Consider the following 15866-nt stretch of genomic DNA (forward strand, 5'->3'; position numbering starts at 1 on the left):
ATCGCGGGGCGGGGCGGGTTAGATCTGGTCCCAGCTCAGGGGGGTGCCGCGTAGGACATCCGTGGTGAAGGTGCGGCCCAGCACCCGGTCGATCTCCACGGGGGCCAGTCCGCCGGCCGGCCGGATCGAGCGGACGTTGTGCGCGGTCACCGGATCGCCGGCCCGGACGTCCTCGACCACGAAGAGCGACCGGCGGAATCGTAGCCCCTCCCGCTCCGCAGGGGTCGGTCCGATCGCGGTTCCACCCAGCGCCTCGTACGCGCGGCCGGACTCGGCGACCAGGGCCGTGAGTTCCGCCGGGTTCAGGGAAAAGTCCGAGTCCACGCCGCCGTCGGCCCGGTCCAGCGTCACGTGCTTCTCGATGAAGCAGGCGCCGAGCGCCACCGAGGCGACGGCCACCCCGATGCCGGGGGTGTGGTCGGAGAGCCCGACCGGCACGTCGAACGCGCCGGCCAGCACCGGCAACCGGCGCAGGTTGCTGTCGGCCGGCGGCGCCGGGTAGGACGCGGTGCAGGCCAGCAGGACGATGCCCGCCGCGCCGCCGGCCCGGGCGGTGCGTACGGCGGCGTCGATCTCGGCGACCGTCGCCATTCCGGTGGAGATGACCATCGGCTTGCCGGTGCTGGCCACCAGTCGGATCAGCGGCAGGTCGACCAGCTCCGACGAGGCGATCTTGTACGCGGGCGCGTCCAGCGACTCCAACAGCTCCACGGCGGTCGCGTCGAACGGCGACGAGAAGACGGTCAGGCCCCGCTCGCGGGCCCGCTCGAAGATCGGGGCGTGCCACTCGTACGGGGTGTGCGCGCGTTCGTAGAGGCGGTACAGGTTCTCCCCGCCCCACAGCTCGTGCCCGCTGGAGATCCGAAACGCCGGGGTGTCGACGTCGATGGTGATGGTGTCCGGCCGGTACGTCTGGAGCTTGAGCGCGTGCGCCCCACTCGCGGCCACCGCGTCGACGATGGCCAGCGCCCGGTTCAGATCGCCGTTGTGGTTGCCGGACATCTCGGCGACCACGAACGGTCGCTCCCCGGCACCGACCGCGTGCGGTCCGATCTTGATTGTCGCCGTCATTCCGACCTCTGCTCAGGTACGTCCGCACCGGGGTGCGGTGGTGCTGTCGTCGTCCACCCGGCGGGCGGACGACCTGGGAAATCAGGGCGCCGGGAGCCGCCCCGGCTCCCGGCGTGCTGCGCGGTGGGGTCGATCACGGCAGCCGGCCGACGGCCAGCGCGTCGCGCCGCTCCGGCGCGAGCCCACCGTCGCGCGTCGGCTCGGCGCTCGCCCCTCGCCCCGGGTCCTCGTCGGCGGCGAGTGAACCGCCGTCGGCGCCGACCGCCGGGCCGGGTCGACGCAGGCGGCCAGCGACCCGGTGGGCCTGGCGCAGCGCCGAGTACGCCACCCAGTCACCCCGCCCGATGAGGCGGTGCTTGAGCCCGGTCACGCCCGGGGGCAGCGGGTAGCCGCCGGTGGGCAGGTAGCGACGGTAGTGCGCGGCGGCCCGGTGGAAGAAGTCGCGCCGCAGGTGTGGGTGCAGCCGGCCGTCGTTGCCCACCACCACCAGGTAGTGGCTGATCATCAGCTCGAACAGCTCGGCCTGCAACCGCTCGTCCGGGTGCTTTCGGGCGACCCAGTCCATCAGCCGCTCGTACTGGGCGAAGGCGTCGAAGTGCCGGCCGCTGCGGGTGGAGGTGATGGCGCCCTGGCGGCCCTGGCGGTACAGGTAGCAGACCCGGTCCAGCACGGAGATCTTCTCGGCCCCGATCAGGAGGGGGTGGCTGAACGGGATGTCCTCGTACCAGCCGGGGAAGAACCGCAGCTCCAACTCGTCCATGAAGTCCCGGCGGACCACCTTGTTCCAGGCGGTGTGCTGCACCCGCAGCAGCTGCGGCTGGTCCGCCAACCGGGTGACGCCGGTGATCCCGCGCAGCAGCGGGCTGCTCGCGTCGACCTCCCGCCTGCCGTCCTCGTGCATCCGCAGGTGGTCGAGCATCAGCACGTCGGGCTGGTGCTGACGCAGCCGGTCCAGCACCGCCGCGATCGTCCCCGGTGGCAACCAGTCGTCGCTGTCGACGAACCAGACGTACCAGCCGGTGGCCACGTCGAGCCCGGCGTTGCGGGCCAACCCCAGACCCACGTTGCTGCTCAGGTGCACGACGCGCACGCCGTCGCGGCTGACCGCGTACGAGCGGAGCATGTCGCCGCAGCCGTCCGGGGAGGCGTCGTCGACGGCGATCAGCTCGACCGCGTCCGACTCGCCGGCCGGGATGTCGGCCCGGATCGACTCGAGGCACTGGTACAGGTACGCCTCGACGCCGTACACGGGCACGACGATGCTCAGCAGCGGTGCGTGCGTCGGCTCATTGACCACGTCCGCCACCTTCGACGACCCGGGTGGCCGGCCCCGGAACCTGACGTTGCCGCCGATGGTGGACTCTCTGAACTCCCGCCCAGCGGAAGGTTAACGCCGGGCCGGTGGCCGGTTTCCGGCCCGGGGAACGCGGGGGCGTGGGGCGGGTGGGATGCGTCCGGTTCACCCGGGAGTGACCCGGTAGGGTGCCTCGGTGCGGCCCTGCCGGGTCGTCGTGGGCGTCGCCGTCGCGCCGTCCGACGCCGCGACGAGGAGGCTACGACCGTGCTGGTGACCCTGCCGAGCGCCGGGATCCCGGCATGACGAGCGTCGCCGCGACGTCGGCCGCCCGGCCCGCACCGGCCCCGCCCCGGCTGCCCTCGCTGACCGGGCTGCGATGGATCGCCGCGCTGCTGGTCTTCGGCTTTCACGCCGGCACCATGCGGATCATCGCCGAGCCGGACTACAAGGCCGTCATCGACGCGCTGTTCACCCTCGGTCTCTCCGGGGTGCAGTTCTTCTTCATCCTCAGCGGTTTCGTGCTGGTCTGGTCGGCCCGCGAGGGGGACTCCCGGCGTACGTTCTGGCGGCGACGGATCGCCAAGATCTATCCGAACCACCTGGTGCTGTTTGCGGCGACGCTGGTGGTCGCCTGGTGGTTCGCCGACCCGGTCCTGCCGGCGGCGGCGTTGGAGAACCTGCTGCTGTTGCAGGCGTGGGACCCCCGGCCGGGTTGGTTCTACAGCATCAACACCGTCAGCTGGTCGCTGTCCTGCGAGGTCTTCTTCTACCTGTGTCTGCCGCTGGCGTTGCCGCTGCTGCGCCGGGCCCGACCGAAGCTGCTCTGGGCGCTGATCGTCGCGCTGCCGCTGCTGATCCTCGCGCTCTGGCCGGCGCAGGAGTTGGTGCCGGAGGTGAGCCGCTGGTGGTTCACCCAGATCTTCCCGCCGGTGCGGTCGCTGGAGTTCTGGCTGGGCGCGGTGGCGGCCGAATTGATGCGCCGGGGGCTCTGGCGCGGTCCCCGTCTGACCGTGGCCAGCGTCATCTTCCTGGTCACCTGGGTGGCGGCCGCGCAGTGGATCCGCGCCGAGCTGTGGACCACGCTGCTCGCTGTCGCGTACCTGTTGGTGATCACCGCGGCCGCGGACGCGGACGTGCGGGGTCGGCGCTCGCCGTGGCGGTCCCGGCCGCTGGTCTGGCTCGGTGAGGTCTCGTTCGCCTTCTACCTGGTGCACGTCCTGGTGATGACGAGTGTGCTGCGCTGGAGCGGGACCTGGGGGATCGGCTTCGCGGGCTGGCGTGGCCCGGCCGTGGTGCTCGGCTTCCTGGCGGCGAACCTGATCCTCGCCGGGCTGCTGCACCGCTTCGTCGAAACCCCGATGATGCGCCGGCTCGCGCCGCGCCGTGCGGCCCGTCCGGCGCCCGTCCCCCGACAACGGGCGGCCGGCGACGACGACGCACGGTACCCCGCGAGCAGCGCCCGCGGCGAGGTCGACGGACCTGCCGACGAGGTCGGTCAGGCCGCCGGTCGATCAACGTACGTCGACCTGCGCTGACAGCGTCCACCCTGGTCAGCGGGGTCGGCGCGGCGTGATGCGACACGCCCGTGGTCGGTGCGCCCGGGGCGGCGCGACGGTAGCGTGGGGACGTGCTCCCGGTCGCGTTCACCTGTCCGCTGTGGTGGGTGGCGCGCTGGGCGACTCGGGTGCTGACCAGCCTCGCCGTCGTTGCGGCCCTGGCGCTCGGCGCAGGCCCGGCCACGGCCGCCACGCCAACACCCGGCCCGGTGCCGACGTCGAGCGCGGTGCCGTCCTCGGTCGCCGTCGGGTCGCTGGCGGCCTCCTACCGGCACTCCGAGGCACACAGTGCGGCCCGCCCGGCCCCGGCGATACCGCCGGAGGCCGCCGAGGAGTCGGTCCCGACATGGTCGGTCGACACGCTGGTGGCGCTCCCCGGCGATCAGGGCACCATCGCGGCCGGCGTGCTGCCGGTCCGCGCGGCGGAATCTGACCGACTGTCCCTCGTCGACGCAGCGGGTGGTCGGGCTTCCCGGGCTCCACCCGGGCGCTGAGCCACCGGGACGACCGTCCCGACACCGCGCCCTGTCGACCCACCAGCTCCCTGACCCGCCGGCCCGTGGCCCGCCGTGGCCCACTGGTCGGCGCGGCTCCCCATCGCACTGCTCTCTCCCCGAGGTGCCGACCATGGAGACCGTCGTCTTCTACCAGTTCGTGACCGAGATGCCGCGGGCCGCCGCCATCTGGTCGACGCTGTTCCTGCTGACCCTGGGCCTGCTCACCGTGCTGGCCGCCCGCCCCGAACGGGACCGGCTCACGGACGACCCGCTCCCGGCCGGGCCCACTGCTCGGGAGCTGGCCGCCGCCGAGGCCGTCGACCTGCGCCGCTACGCCGAGGAGGTGGCCGTCGCCGCGGCCGGCGCGGCCACCACCGCCAAGCGGCGACGCGCCACCTGGCTGACCGCTCAGGAGCAGCTGGAGCAGGCCTGGATCGGGTACGACGAGGCGGACACCGCCGCGCGGCGCTTCGCGGGCGCCGGGGCGCTGCCCACCCCGCAGACCCCGCACACCCCGGCCGAGTACGCCGCCCGGGAACGCTATCTGCACCGGGCGGCGATGGCGGCGTACTGGCGGGGCGACCTGACAATGGCGCAGCTCGGCGACGTGTTCGGGCACCGGCGCGGCTGGGATCCCCGGCGACACCCGATCGAGCAGGAGGTGCTGATCAGCCGGGTGGTCCGGGATGCGCGGCTGGCCGAATACCAGGTGGCCGCCGACCGTGAGCGGGCCGCCTGGCGCGACGCGGAGTTGGCCGCGGATTCGGCTCGTGCCCTCGCCGAGGAGGCGTACGCGGCGGCGGCCCGGCTACGCCCGACAGTGGTCCCCGCGCGCCGCACGGTGGCCGGGGCGTTGCGTCCCGCCGTCGTGGCCCGCTGGCGCCCGGCCCGGGTGGGTTGAGCCCAATCCGTGATGTGAGGCCGGTCACCCAATCGGGAAATCGGACGTCCGGCGCGATCGGCGGGATTGTTCCCACGATTGTGGCCGCGTTCTTTACGGCCTGTCCGGTTGTCGCCCGCAGGCGTCTCCGTAACCGCTTGTCCCATCGAGTCACATCATCGGCAATACGCGCAGAAATTGTCGCGCCGATTGGGGTTTACGCAGGTGAACCTGGCTTGGCAGGGCCTTGAGACACCAGTAGTGTCGTCCCGTCCGGTGCGGTAACCGATCGCAAGACGCGACGCCGCATCGACCCGCTTAATCGTGACCAACGAACCGGGGACCCACCAGTAAGTCCGGGGTGAATCCGCGAGCCACGGCCCGCGGTAGGGCGTCTTCCCGCCCGAATCCGTCAGCTAACCCGGTAGGCGGTGTCGGAAGGAGTCCCATCCTCGTGCAGCACCTTTCCACCCCTCGGTTGTTCCCTCGCCTCCACGGCGCGGCGGTGCACCCGCTCATTCGTCCAGTGACGGTGAGCTGACCCCCCCGGGTCATCGCCTTCCCCGCCCGGCCGTGCCGGGCCTTCCCCTGAGCGGTTCACCATCCGCGGACCACGGTCCGCGCGCTGGCGCCTGCCCGGATACCGGTCCGGCCCCGGTGTGCCGCTCTCCCCCCGATCCGTGGAGGACCCCGTGAAGCACACCCTGCAGCGTCAGCTCCGCCGCCTCACCACCGAGCGCCCGTACCAGATCGTCGCCGCCTCCGCGGCGGCCCTCGCGATCGCCACCAGCACCGGCGCCCTGCTCACCACTGCCGACGACGCCCCGGCCGGCCAGCGCACCGCGACCACTGTCGCCGAGATGCGCAGCGACGTCGCCGCCTCCCGCGGCGAGGCTCGGGACGAGTCCCCCTCGGCCAGCGCCGCGCCGACCACGGCCGCCCCGGCTACCAGCGCCACGTCGCCCGCCGCCAAGGCCAGCAGCAATCCTGACCTGACCCGGAAGCCGGAGCGGCCGAAGCCGCCCGTGACCAAGGTGCTCGACTACGACTACGAGGCGCAGAACACCTACTACAACTGCGGCCCGGCGGCCACCCGGAACGCGCTCAGCGCCGCCGGCATCGACCGCACCCAGGAGGAGCTCGGCGCCGAGCTGGGCACCACCGAGATGGGCACCAACTCGGCCGAGGACACCACCCGGGTGCTCAACGCCGAGGTGAAGGGCTCCCCGTACCGGACCCGGATGTTCCCCGGCGCGCCCAGCCCGGCCCAGATGGACCGCCTTCAGGCCGACGTGGTGAAGGCCATCACCGACGGCCGGGGCGTGGTGGCCAACGTCGTCGGGGACGCCACCGACACCGACGGCGGCTGGCACTCCTACGGCGGCGGGCACTACATCGCCGTCGTGGGCTACAAGGACAACGGCCGCACCGTACGGATCGCCGACTCGGCGAACCCGGCCGACCCGTCGTACTGGATCACCACGATCGACCTGGCCAACTGGATCACCAGCCGGGGCTACTCCGCCTGACCCGGGCACGCTGACCGCCGCGGGCGCCGTCCCCCACAAGGGGCCGGCGCCCGCGGCGTCTGTCCGCGCGGTCGGTAATCGACGGCTCTCGTACCCGACCGTGAACCGTGGGAGACTGCGGCCGTGGTGGAGAAAACGGGTGGTCATACCGGCCGCAGGCCGGTCCTGCTGCTGCTGCACGGCATGGGAGCGACCGGGGACGTGTGGTTGCCCTGGGCCCCGTACCTTGAGCAGCACTGGCCCGGGCGGTGGCTGGCACCGGACCTCGCCGGCCACGGCTGGGCATCGCCGCTGCCGTCGTACTCCTTCGCGGGCTTCGCCCAGCAGATCGCGCAGGCCCTCGCCCCCGACGACCGGCTGGTCGTGCTCGGGCACTCGCTGGGTGGGGTGGTCGGCCTGGCGCTGGCCGCCCGCGACGCCGGAACGTCGGTGGACGCGGTCGTCGGGCTGGGCATCAAGGCGCTCTGGTCACCCGCTGAGCTGACCCGCGCCGCCGAGGTCGCCGCCCGCCCGGTGAGCTGGTTCGCCAGCCGCACCGAGGCGGCTCGCCGCTACCTGCGGGTCTCCGGGCTGGCCGGCCTGGTCCCGCCGGACCACCCGGTGGTGGACGCCGGGCTGCGCCAGGTCGACGGCCGATGGCGCCTCGCCATGGACCCGACCGCCTTCGCCGTCGGCGAGCCCGACCTGGCCGCGCTGCTGGCGGCGACCGACGTGCCGGTGGTGCTGGCGCGCGGGGAGAACGATCCGATGGTCACCGACGAACAGCTCAAGGAGTACGGCGTACCGGTCGCCACGCTGCCCGGCCTCGGGCACAACGCGCACGTCGAGGACCCGGCGGCGGTGCTGGCGCTGCTCGACCCGTACCGCTGAGCGGTCAGGGCCCGCACAGGCCCTACGCCGGTGTGGACGCGGTCAGTGTCTCAGCCGGTGCCAGCTCGCGGCGGGCGGCGGTCAGGAACGCCTCGGCGTACGACTCGGCCGGGAAGTCACCCAGGTAGCGGCGGCGGGTGGCCCAGCGGGCCTCGGCCAGCGGGTCGGTGTCCAGCAGTGCGGTCAGCACCTCGTCCACGTTGGACACGTCCCGGCGCAGCACGTAACCCGAACCGGCCAGCGGGAACCGCTCCACGAATCGGTCGCCCTCGTCGCCCATGTCGGTGACCGCGTACGGCTTGCCGGAGTAGAGGAAGTCCGAGATCACGCCGGACACGTCGGAGACCAGCGCGTCGGCCGAGTTGACGCACTCGGTCAGGCTCAGCTCCCGAGCCGCCGCGCCGACCACGTGCTGGCGGCCTGTGCGGGCCCGGTCGGCGACGAGCAACTCGGTCAGGCGGCCCAGTTGGCGGGCCGATGCCGGGTTCTGCGCGGTGTACGGGTGGGCCCGCAGGATCACCGTCGCGCCGCGCTCCAACAGTCGGCGCAGCAGGCTTTCGGCCACCGGCAGCGAGCAGTAGTCGGCGTCGGCGTGGTGCCCGGTCCAGGTCGGCGTGTAGAGCACCGTCGGGTGCGCCAACCCCCGCGCGGGCTCCGGGCGCACCTCGATCGACTCGACCTGTGGGCGACCCACCACCACGAACTTGTCCGCCGGGATCCGCACTCCGGCGCGGGCGTACCGGTCGATCGCCGCCTGCCCGGCCACGTAGATCCGATCGAAGATCCCCGACACCGGGTTGGCGCTCGGCGCCTTGTCGCTGTCGCCGTGGTGCAGCTGGATGTGGGTGAGCTGGGTGAAGCGGATGCAGTGGCTGTTCTTCGCACCGTGGTTGACGTAGAACGCCGCCCGCAGGCTCGGCACCAACGCCTCGTCCATCGCCCGCAGGGTGGGGCAGTAGACCACCGGTGCGTCGGTGGCTGCCGCGATCGGCGCCAGGAACTCCGGCTCACGCAGCACGACCAGGAACGGCCGGCCGATCCGTTCCAGGTACGGAAGCCACATGGTGACCTGGTATTCCGAGCCGGGAGGCGCGGAGAAGTAGAGCAGGAACTCCGGCTGGTGCCGACGCAGCGCGGCGGCCACCGACCCGCCACCGGCCCGCGGCCGCAACCGCCGCCGGGCGAGGTCCAGCGCGACCGCACCGGCACCCGCACCGACCAGCAGGCTGGCGGCCAGCGCCACACCAGCCGGCAGGGCGAGCACGGCGGCGAGCGCCAGGGCGGCGAGCAGCCCGAGCAGGCCCGTGCCGAGCCGGTCGGCGATCAGCGGCGTCCAGGCGCGTACCGGCAGGTTGGCCGCCCGGATCTCCAGACCGCCGGCGGTGCGCAGCGGCCCCACCAGCAGCACCAGCCCCAGCAGGACCAGCCCGGTGGCGACCAGCGCGAGGTTGAGCCCGTCGTCCAGCCGCCGGGAGTAACCGACCAGGATCGCCGCGGCGATCAACGCGGTCTCCGCCACCAGGTCAGCGCTGGGCCGGATCCGCTGCTCGGCGGCCGAGGCGGCCAGCGCGGCGACGGCCAACGCCAGCCCCCAGCCGGTGGCGCCGGTCAGCGCCAGCACGACGAAGGCCAGCACGGCCAACCCGGTGGTCAGGCACCGGGCGGCCAGCTTTCGGACCAGGTCGCCGCGCATGTCGCTCCGTTCGTGGTTCCGCAGCCGTCGGCGTCAGTTCGTGGACGTCGCGCCGGCCGGTGCCTCGACCCGACCCGATCCGGACTGCGCCGGCACGCTCGGCGTGGGTCCGTCACCGGGTGCCCGGCGTACGTCGATCACCTGACCGGTCAGGTCGGAGATCAGCACGTCCAGCGACGACTGGGCGACGGCTTCCGCGGCGAGCAGGGTGTGCTCCGGCTCCTCGCCGAAGGCCCGCGTCCGCATCGGGGTGGCGGTGCGCTCCGGGTTGATGCAGTTGACGCGGACGCCCACGTCGGCCCACTCGTCGGCGAGCGCCTGGGTGAGGTTGACCAGGGCGGCCTTGGTGGCCGAGTAGAGCGCGTAGCGGGCCCGGCCCCGGGTGTAGGAGCTGGAGGTGTAGAGCAGCAACTGGCCCTTGGTCTGCTGCAGGTACGGGAGGGCCTGGCGGGCGATGGTCACCGGGCCGACGAAGTTGACCTGGAGCAGCCGGTCCATGGTCTCCTCGTCCATCTCGGCGAGGGCGCCCTTCTCCAGGATGCCGGCGGTGACCACCACGTGGTCGATCCGGCCGGTGGCCTCGAAGGCGGTCGTCAGCGCGGCCTTGACGTCCTCGGCCCGCTCCACGTGGGTGCCCGTGCTGGAACGGCTGAACGGGAAGACCTGGGCGCCGTAGCGCCGGGCCAGCTCGGTCAACTCGTGGCCGATGCCGTAGCTGCCGCCGAACACCACGATGGTCCGGCCGGTCAGCTCCTCGCTGTAGCTGCGGTGGTCGGTCAGTCGGGGCGCCTGCGCGGCGGCGAGCTGGAAGAGCTTGTCCGCCAGGTGCACGTCGACCGGGTGGGTGACCTTGATGTTCTCGTCCGAACCGTCGATCACCTTGATCGGGGTGCCGGGAAGGTAGCGCAGCACCACGCCACAGTCGTCGGTGGCGGCGAAGTCCGGGTCGTCCTCGGCGATCTGGTACGCCGCCCGGATCGTGGGGGAGCGGAACGCCTGCGGGGTCTGACCACGGCGCAGTCGGGAGCGCACCGGGATGTCGGTGATGCAGTCGTTGTCGTCGACCTGGATGATCGTGTCCGCGGAGGGGATGGCCACGTCCACGGCGTCGTAACTCCAGAGCGCGTTGACGCACTCGCGCACGATCCGGCCGCTGAGCAGCGGGCGTACCGCGTCGTGGAAGAGGATGTTGCAGTCTTCCGGGCCGACCGCGTCCAGGGCGATCCGGGTGGTGGCGTTGCGGGTGTCACCGCCCTCGATCACCTTGGTGACCTTGCGCAGGCCGGCCTTCTCGACGATCTGCCGGGCGTCCTCGACGTGGCCGGTGGCCATCAGCACGATGATCTCGTCGATCTCCGGTGCCGCCTCGAAGACCGCCAGGGTGTGCTCGATGATCGGCTTACCGGCGATCTTCAGCAGCTGCTTCGGGATGCCGAGCCCCAGCCGGGTCCCGGTGCCGCCGGCCAGAACCACCGCCACTGTCCGCGAGGGCCGCCACGGCGTTGGGGTCTCCGCTTCGGCGTCCGGGCCAGGGGTCTGGTCCTGCGTCATTGCCGGATCCTCACTCTCAGGGATGCGTTAACGGAAGGTTCCGCCCGAGCGGCGACGGAATGAACCTTAACGCGCGGACCGCGTCGCCCCAACGCGGGCGACGCGGTCCTCAGGTGCCATGTCGATGCCGGACGTTCGCCGGAACTCTACTTGCTGTTCGCGTACGCCTCGTATGCCCGGATGACCTCGTCGGTGGGGCCGTCCATCCGGATGAGACCCGATTCCAGCCAGATCGTCCGTTCGCAGGTGTCCCGGACGGAGGAGAGCTGGTGGCTGACCAGGAACACCGTTCCCGCGCCCTCCCGCAGCTCCCGCACCCGCTGTTCGCTGCGCTTGCGGAAGCCCTTGTCGCCGGTGGCGAGCGCCTCGTCGATGAGCAGCACGTCGTGCTTCTTGGCGGCGGCGATGGAGAACCGCAGCCGGGCCGCCATGCCCGACGAGTACGTCCGCATCGGCAGGCTGGCGAAGTCACCCCGCTCGTTGATCCCGGAGAAGTCGATGATCCCCGCGGCCTGCTTGGCCACGTCGTCCGGGTGCATGCCCATGGCCAGGCAGCCGAGGACGACGTTGCGCTCCCCGGAGAGGTCGTTGAGCAGGGCGGCGTTGACGCCCAGCAGCGACGGCTGCCCCTGGGTGTGGATGGCGCCCCGGTTGACCGGCAGCAGGCCGGCGATGGCCCGCAGGATGGTGGACTTGCCGGAGCCGTTGCTACCGATCAACCCGATCGCCTCACCCCGGTACGCGGTGAACGAGACGCCCTTGACCGCGTGCACCTCCCGGACGTTCGGCGCGTGGGTGCGCTTGACCAGCCGGCGCAGCGCGGCCACCGGCGTGGTGCCACCGGCGGCGCCCTGGTGCACCCGGTAGATGATGTGCGCGTCGTCCACGACCACGGTCGGGATGCGCTCCTGCGTCCGGGTCATCGTCGCGCTCGCCTCGATGGGGGCGTCGAAGTGCTCAACCACGGCCGTACTCCTGTTCGCCGCGCCAGAAGTAGAGGAAACCGCCGATGCCGGCCACCAGCGCCCACCCGACGCCGACCAGCCAGAGCTGGGTCAGCGACTCGTTGAGCAGCGGTGCCTCCTCGAGCAGCGTGTACCGGGCCAGCTCGATGTAGACCAGCAGCGGGTTGTACTGCACCAGTGTCGTCGCCCAGCCGGGCAGCCGCTCGAAGAGGCTGACGCTGTAGAGGACGCCGGAGCCGTACATCCAGGTCCGCATGATGAACGGCATGACCTGCTTCAGGTCGCTCGCCTTGGAGCCCAGCCGGGCCACCATCAGCACCACGCCGGCGTTGAACACCGCCTGCAGCAGCAGCGCCGGCACCAGCAGGAACCACTTCCAGGTGAGCGGCTCGCCGGTGGCCAGCACGATGCCGATCAACACCACCATCGAGGCCAGCAGTTGCTGGAACTGGGTGATCGTGGTGGACAGCGGCAGGCTGGCCCGGGGGAAGTGCAGCGCCCGGATCAGCCCCAGGTTGCTGCTGATCGACTGGGTGCCGGCCAGGACCGCGCTCTGGGTGAAGTTGAAGATGAACAGCCCGGTGGTCAGGTAGGCGATGAAGTTCGGGATCTTGTCTTCCTGCGCCAACACCACCCCGAAGATCAGGTAGTAGACAGCCGCGTTGGTCAGCGGGGTGAGCACCTGCCAGAGCTGACCCAGCTTGGCGTTGCTGTACGAGGCGACGAGCTTGGCGTTGGCGTACGCGGCGATGAAGTGCCGGTAGGCCCATAGTCGGCGGCTGTACTCGACGAGGCTGGGGCGCTCACCGGCGACCCGTAGCCCGTGCCGAGCGGCCAGCTGCGCCTGGGTCAGGCCCGTGTCGGGGTCGACCAGCGCGGTGGTGGCCATGGAAATGGCGCTCCGATCTTTCGTGCAGACGGGGGTTGCTCGCGACGATCGAATCCTAGTGGGAAATATGCGCGGGGCGCCGCCTCGTCGCTGCGAGGACAGTAGTCCGAAACACGTCGGGACGCAACCGTACCGTCGTTGCGCTACGCTGTCCGGCGTGACCTGCGATAAGAGCCCTCGATGACCACCGAAAAGAGGCGGGCGCCAGCCGGCGCGGCGGTGTTGCGCGACGAGATCACCACGGCGATCCGCCGGGCGCTGATGCAGGAGCTCGCCGCGGTCGGCTACGGCCGGCTCTCCATCGAGGCGGTGGCCCGGCGGGCCGGCGTCAGCAAGACGGCGATCTACCGACGGTGGAGCTCGAAGCTCGACCTGGTGCTGGAGGTCGTCGCCGCCGCGGCACACGGCAAGCTCCCCGCACTGGACACCGGCACGCTGCGCGGTGACCTCGCGCTGCTGTTCCAGGCGGTGGCGCACGCGCTGCGCCACCCACTGGCGTCGCAGATCATTCCGGATCTCCTGGCCGAGGCCGCCCGCAACCCCAGCATCGACACGACCCTGCGTCAGGTGCTGCACGCCCGCCAGCAGGAGATCGGCGGTCACCTGGTCACCCGGGCCGTGCAGCGTGGCGAGCTGCCCGCCGACACGGAGCTGGACGCCGCCGTGGACCTCATCGTGGGGCCGCTCTACTGGCGGCTCGCCATCGCCCGTCTCCCACTCACCGACGGCTACCTCGACAATCTGGTCGAATCCGTGGCGGCCGGGCTCGGCGCCGACAGCGTGCTGCCCCGCCCGCGGGCGGCACCGATGGCGGGTTGAGCAGCCCCCCGACACTCGGTCGCCGGCAGCAGCGGCCCCCCTGCCCGATTCCGCTACGCTGCCCCCTTGACACCCGGCCGTCACCGTGCCGATGCCCCTCATTCGCCCGACGAGTAAGGACGCCCGTGGCCAACGTCGACAGCATCGCCGTAGCGCCCGCCGAACCGGATCCGACGCCGCGGCCCGGGCAGGCATCCCGGCCCGCCGACGCCCGCACCGGGCTGTCCCGGGTACGCGCGGTGGTGGCCGTCGCCCCGGCGATGCTCACCGATGGCGCGGTGATCGCATTCGCGCTCTTCACAGTGCTCTACCACCTGGCCTTCCTGGGTGACCTGCGTCCGTCGGTCACGTTCCGGATCTGGCTGTTGGCCTGTGTGGTGCTCGCGGTCGTGGCCGTGCTGCGTGCCCGCCGCCGCGCCCCGGTCGACAGCACCCCGGCCGACAGCGCGTCGGCGGCACCGGAGGAGCCCGTCAGCGCGCGGCCCGCCGCCGACCGTCGCCTGCTGATCGGTGTGCTGGTCGCCGCCGTGGCCGCCCTCTCCGCCGGTCTGGCCAACACCAGCGTCAACGTCTCCTGGTGGATCCCGGCCGTGTCCGGCCTGCTCGCGGCCGTCGGCGGGCTGCTGCTGGTGCGCCAGGCCTGGCTGAGCGGCCCGACGCCCACGCCGGCCGCCCCGGCGCCCACCCCGGCGCAGTCGGCGTACGCGCTGGTCGTCTCGGTCCTGGTCGGCATCTCGTCGTTCTTCATGGCCCGCAACACCCCGGACGACGTCTACTACGTCGGCAAGTCGGTGTGGATCGCCGAGCGTGACCTGATCCCGCTCAACGACTTCCTGTTCTCCGAGAACGTGCTGCCGTCGATGGGCTCGCAGCCGCCCATCCCGTCCATCGAGGTGTTCGACGGCGCGTTCGCCAACGTCATCGGCATCCACGCCAGCTCGGCCCTCTGGTACGTGCTGCTGCCGATCATGGCAGTGCTCGCAGCGCTGGCGCTGTGGCGGCTGACGCACCGGTGGGCCCCGCGCCGTCCGGTGCTCGCCTTCACCGTGGCGATCGCCTACCTCTACCTCGTCGCGGGCGGGGACGCCGCACTGGGCACGTTCCACCTTCCCCGGCTGCACGAGGGCAAGGGCATGTTCGTCTCGGCGGTCATCCCGCTGATGTGGCTCTACCTGACCGAGTGGTTCGACAATCGGTCGCGGCGCAGCCTGCTGCTCATCGTGGCGCTCTCGATCACCGCGATCGGGCTCACCAACACCGCGGCGATCATCCTGCCGATGCTGGTCGGCGCCGCCGGGTTCGCCATGCTGCTGGTCGGCCGGTGGAAGGCGGCCGTGGTCGCGGCGGTCGCCGCCCTCGCGTACCCGATCGGCTCGCTGGTGGTCTCCCGCCTGGTGCTCGGCGGGATGAGCGCGACCGGCGCGGACGACGCCTTCTTCGACGCGGCGTACACCTACCGGCGGACGCTGCTGTTCGGCGTGGTCGGGGTGATCAGCGGTCTGGCGCTGTGGTGCGGCGCGTTGCTGGCCCGTCGGCGTACGCCCGCGCTGCTCGCCGCCGGCGCCGCCCTCGCGCTGAGCGTGTTGTTCGTGCCCGGCGTGCTGGAGCTGCTGAGCGCGTTGAGCGGCATCTCGGTGGTGCTCTGGCGTGTGCCGTGGTTGCTCGCTCTGCCGACGCTGATCGGTCTGCTCTGCACCGTGCGCGTGCCGGCACCGACCCGGGCGCTGCGCCGGGCGGCGTCCGGGGGGATCGCGGTGCTGCTGGTCGCCTCGTTCGCGCTGTTCGCCACCCCGATGTGGTCGCCGAAGAGTTGGGTCGAGGTGCACGACCGCCCCACCTGGAAGCTTCCGCAGCAGCGTCAGGCGATCGCGTTCTGGATCAAGGACCTGGACCGTCCGCAGGGCCTGCTGCTCGCCCCGAAGACGATCATGCGCACCACGCCGATCGTCACCAGCAAGGTCCGGGTTGTCCTGCCCCGCGACTTCTACCTCGTCGAGTACGACCTCAGCTCCCAGTTCGCCAAGGACCGACTGCTGCTCGCCGGCTTCGCGGACGGCGCCGCCAGCCCGACGCCGGCCGAGTTGACGCCGGCACTGGACCGCCTCGACGTGGGCACCATCTGCGTCTACAACGGCAACCGGTACGCCCGCGACACCGCGCCCCAGCTGGGCTACCAGGAGTTCGCCAAGCGCAAGGCGCCCGGCGCGATGACCTGCTTCCGGCGGGTCGGCTGAGCGCTTCACCCGCAC

The 15866-nt window shown here is 72.0% G+C and carries 13 protein-coding genes and 1 riboswitch; of the genes, 7 read left to right on the top strand and 6 right to left on the bottom strand.

Going from position 1 to position 15866, the window contains the following annotated elements:
- Positions 1–18: 18 nt before the first annotated feature.
- Positions 19–1071 (bottom strand): pseudaminic acid synthase, encoded by a 1053-nt coding sequence (pseI, locus tag ACIA47_RS26690; RefSeq protein ID WP_396711187.1) that lies wholly within the window; start codon positions 1069–1071, stop codon positions 19–21.
- A 133-nt stretch (positions 1072–1204) separates the two neighbouring features.
- Positions 1205–2368: a glycosyltransferase family 2 protein gene (locus ACIA47_RS26695; protein ID WP_396711188.1), complete on the bottom strand. Its 1164-nt coding sequence runs from the start codon at positions 2366–2368 to the stop codon at positions 1205–1207.
- 299 nt (positions 2369–2667) lie between these two features.
- Between ACIA47_RS26695 and ACIA47_RS26700 the strand changes: the two genes are divergently transcribed.
- From ACIA47_RS26700 to ACIA47_RS26720, 5 genes are all read left to right on the top strand, one after another.
- On the top strand, positions 2668–3903 hold the full coding sequence (locus ACIA47_RS26700) for an acyltransferase family protein (protein ID WP_396711189.1): 1236 nt from the start codon (positions 2668–2670) through the stop codon (positions 3901–3903).
- A 92-nt stretch (positions 3904–3995) separates the two neighbouring features.
- Entirely contained in the window at positions 3996–4418 is a 423-nt protein-coding gene (locus tag ACIA47_RS26705) for a hypothetical protein (protein ID WP_396711190.1), read from the top strand.
- A 133-nt stretch (positions 4419–4551) separates the two neighbouring features.
- Positions 4552–5322, top strand: coding sequence for a hypothetical protein (locus tag ACIA47_RS26710; RefSeq protein ID WP_396711191.1), 771 nt, complete (start codon positions 4552–4554; stop codon positions 5320–5322).
- A gap of 284 nt (positions 5323–5606) precedes the next feature.
- Positions 5607–5747: riboswitch (cyclic di-AMP (ydaO/yuaA leader) on the top strand.
- A gap of 234 nt (positions 5748–5981) precedes the next feature.
- Positions 5982–6830, top strand: a complete 849-nt coding sequence (locus ACIA47_RS26715) for a C39 family peptidase (protein ID WP_396711192.1) — start codon at positions 5982–5984, stop codon at positions 6828–6830.
- A 123-nt stretch (positions 6831–6953) separates the two neighbouring features.
- Positions 6954–7700 carry an alpha/beta fold hydrolase gene (locus tag ACIA47_RS26720; RefSeq protein WP_203125751.1) on the top strand — a complete coding sequence of 249 codons (747 nt, stop codon included), beginning with the start codon at positions 6954–6956 and terminating at the stop codon, positions 7698–7700.
- A 22-nt stretch (positions 7701–7722) separates the two neighbouring features.
- On the opposite strand, the gene ACIA47_RS26725 is transcribed toward ACIA47_RS26720, so the two are convergent.
- From ACIA47_RS26725 to ACIA47_RS26740, 4 genes are all read right to left on the bottom strand, one after another.
- A complete protein-coding gene (locus tag ACIA47_RS26725; RefSeq protein WP_396711193.1) occupies positions 7723–9393 on the bottom strand; it encodes a CDP-glycerol glycerophosphotransferase family protein in 1671 nt (556 codons plus the stop codon).
- Between the two features lie 33 nt (positions 9394–9426).
- Entirely contained in the window at positions 9427–10944 is a 1518-nt protein-coding gene (locus tag ACIA47_RS26730; protein WP_396711194.1) for a D-ribitol-5-phosphate cytidylyltransferase, read from the bottom strand.
- Between the two features lie 146 nt (positions 10945–11090).
- Positions 11091–11867, bottom strand: coding sequence for an ABC transporter ATP-binding protein (locus ACIA47_RS26735; protein ID WP_354973680.1), 777 nt, complete (start codon positions 11865–11867; stop codon positions 11091–11093).
- Positions 11868–11901: 34 nt separating this feature from the next.
- Positions 11902–12798: an ABC transporter permease gene (locus ACIA47_RS26740; RefSeq protein WP_396711195.1), complete on the bottom strand. Its 897-nt coding sequence runs from the start codon at positions 12796–12798 to the stop codon at positions 11902–11904.
- 180 nt (positions 12799–12978) lie between these two features.
- Here ACIA47_RS26740 and ACIA47_RS26745 point away from each other — a divergent pair, with 180 nt between their 5' ends.
- Positions 12979–13617 carry a TetR/AcrR family transcriptional regulator gene (locus tag ACIA47_RS26745; RefSeq protein WP_396711196.1) on the top strand — a complete coding sequence of 213 codons (639 nt, stop codon included), beginning with the start codon at positions 12979–12981 and terminating at the stop codon, positions 13615–13617.
- Between the two features lie 125 nt (positions 13618–13742).
- Positions 13743–15851: a DUF6077 domain-containing protein gene (locus ACIA47_RS26750; RefSeq protein WP_396711197.1), complete on the top strand. Its 2109-nt coding sequence runs from the start codon at positions 13743–13745 to the stop codon at positions 15849–15851.
- Positions 15852–15866: the final 15 nt, after the last annotated feature.

Source organism: Micromonospora sp. NPDC051227, from assembly GCF_044455385.1.
Lineage (GTDB): Bacteria > Actinomycetota > Actinomycetes > Mycobacteriales > Micromonosporaceae > Micromonospora.

Coding starts and splice junctions, on each gene's coding strand:
- ACIA47_RS26725 (WP_396711193.1), bottom strand. CDS start 9,393: ATGCGCGGCGACCTGGTCCGAAAGCTGGCCGCCCGGTGCCTGACCACC.
- ACIA47_RS26745 (WP_396711196.1), top strand. CDS start 12,979: ATGACCACCGAAAAGAGGCGGGCGCCAGCCGGCGCGGCGGTGTTGCGC.
- ACIA47_RS26730 (WP_396711194.1), bottom strand. CDS start 10,944: ATGACGCAGGACCAGACCCCTGGCCCGGACGCCGAAGCGGAGACCCCA.
- ACIA47_RS26735 (WP_354973680.1), bottom strand. CDS start 11,867: ATGACCCGGACGCAGGAGCGCATCCCGACCGTGGTCGTGGACGACGCG.
- pseI (WP_396711187.1), bottom strand. CDS start 1,071: ATGACGGCGACAATCAAGATCGGACCGCACGCGGTCGGTGCCGGGGAG.
- ACIA47_RS26740 (WP_396711195.1), bottom strand. CDS start 12,798: ATGGCCACCACCGCGCTGGTCGACCCCGACACGGGCCTGACCCAGGCG.
- ACIA47_RS26710 (WP_396711191.1), top strand. CDS start 4,552: ATGGAGACCGTCGTCTTCTACCAGTTCGTGACCGAGATGCCGCGGGCC.
- ACIA47_RS26700 (WP_396711189.1), top strand. CDS start 2,668: ATGACGAGCGTCGCCGCGACGTCGGCCGCCCGGCCCGCACCGGCCCCG.